The sequence below is a fragment of the Rhodopirellula maiorica SM1 genome, assembly GCF_000346295.1.
Classification (GTDB): Bacteria; Planctomycetota; Planctomycetia; order Pirellulales; family Pirellulaceae; genus Novipirellula; species Novipirellula maiorica.
On sequence record NZ_ANOG01000580.1, the window covers coordinates 1 to 1,641 of the forward strand.

The 1,641-nt window shown below is 53.7% G+C and carries 3 protein-coding genes; 1 reads left to right on the forward strand and 2 read right to left on the reverse strand.

Annotated features, from left to right (window positions below; genetic code table 11):
• Both RMSM_RS42740 and RMSM_RS18445 read right to left on the reverse strand, forming a co-directional pair.
• A partial coding sequence (locus tag RMSM_RS42740) for a hypothetical protein (protein WP_236622197.1) occupies nt 1–269 on the reverse strand: 269 nt, incomplete at its 3' end.
• A 28-nt stretch (nt 270–297) separates the two neighbouring features.
• Nucleotides 298–888 (reverse strand): hypothetical protein, encoded by a 591-nt coding sequence (locus tag RMSM_RS18445; RefSeq protein ID WP_236622198.1) that lies wholly within the window; start codon nt 886–888, stop codon nt 298–300.
• Nucleotides 889–1,294: 406 nt separating this feature from the next.
• Between RMSM_RS18445 and RMSM_RS18450 the strand changes: the two genes are divergently transcribed.
• Nucleotides 1,295–1,609, forward strand: a complete 315-nt coding sequence (locus RMSM_RS18450; protein ID WP_008699575.1) for a DUF6677 family protein — start codon at nt 1,295–1,297, stop codon at nt 1,607–1,609.
• Nucleotides 1,610–1,641 lie beyond the last annotated feature (32 nt).

The following is a 1,641-nucleotide window of genomic DNA, read 5'->3' on the forward strand; positions in this document are numbered from 1 at the left end:
GCTACAGTAACCTTGGGAAAAATCATGTCAATCCACCCAATACGATCCTTGCAAGGATTTTTTGCTTGAATTTCGTAGTGGGCGAACTCCGGCATTTTGCGTACCGCAACCTGCCAAATGTGAAGCTGGGTAAGAATGTCACAAGAATTGTGCGGAAATCCCGCCAAATCGGAGCATTTTTGGTTGGGATTGTGCCGATTTTTCCGGCTAGAGCAGGCCGTTCGGGTGGTGTTTGCCCTCGACGTATTGCGGGGCAAAGCAGTGAACAAAAGGCAATGATAAATTTTGCCGGAATTCTTAGCGAGAGACCGCTTCGGCGCTTGGTTTGGCGGCTTGCGAGCCGTTTTCGCTTGTCGATTCGGTTCCTTCGCTTCCCGCCAACAGCTTGGCCATTTCGTCGCCGTTTTCAAAGTCGATCACGATCGGTGGCTCGGCAGGATCGATTTCCATTGCCAATCCCGAGATTCGCCAGCCAGCGGATTCGCGTTGCACAGCCCAGACGACTTCAAAGTCGTTTTGGGTGCCTTCGGGACCTGGTTCGCTCCAAATGCTCTGGACCAACATCGAATTGGGCTCATTGGGCACTTCACGCGCTTGGGTCACGTTAAAACGAGCGTCGGGCGAACCGATGGGTTGCACGGTGCGACCAATGCGTTTGAGTTCGGATTGGGCTTGCTGGGTTAACAATTCACCGGCGCCTGAGTTCTCTCCGCCACGACGAACCTGGTCCAAAAATTGGCTCACCACATCGGTTGCCGAGGTTTCAGCAGGCGATTTTGCCGATGAGGTAGCGACGTTTGTTTGGGGAGATGCTTGTTGGGCAACATCCTCGGAACCACCACAACCGATGGTTGCGACGAGTATGAAAGCAAACAGAGTAGAGTTCAACAAAATCCGGGTCATAGCGAAGGCCATCAAAATGGAGGAAGATCAGGCATGGATTCTGGTAAATAAGAAACCAACCAGGGGAGCGTCAAGGCAGATCCGATGCGTGTTTGCGGCGGGTCCTGCAATTGCGAAACATCGCAACGGCGGAACATCGCAACGGACCGTCGTCGGTGGACCCTATTGAAAAGCGAAGCTCGAGGGAAAGACCAAGATCGGTAGCGTGCGTGCGAATGTCCCATCGGCCCCGCCCTTTGACCCGATTGCGGATACTGGAATCCGCATTCAGATTCGGCTACCGCCCACCATCGCTTTTCCGCACAATAGCCGCTTTGTCGAACAGACTGCTCCACGAAAATCATTTGCCCACAAAATCTTGCCCACGAAATATTGAAAGCCAACGAAGCTCATGCCCTCCAATGAAGACAACGTGATCGCGGTCGATGGACTCCGTGTCGATCTTCGCAATCGATCTCTTGCCGCGTTCTTAGCTTGGTTGCTGCCCGGTGCTGGACATTACTATCAAGGGCGCACTAGCAAAGCGGCATTGTTTTTTGTTTGCATTCTTTCCACCTGGGTCCTTGGTTTTGCGCTCGGTGGGGGGCACGTGGTGTACGCGTCGTGGCAGCCCGGTGACAAACGCTGGCATTATTTTCTGCAAGCCGGGGTGGGGTGCCGCGTTTCCTGCGTGGGTGCAAGGGAATCGGATGCGAGTGATGACTGAAAACGGTCGAACGCTCAACAGTTACGAACCAC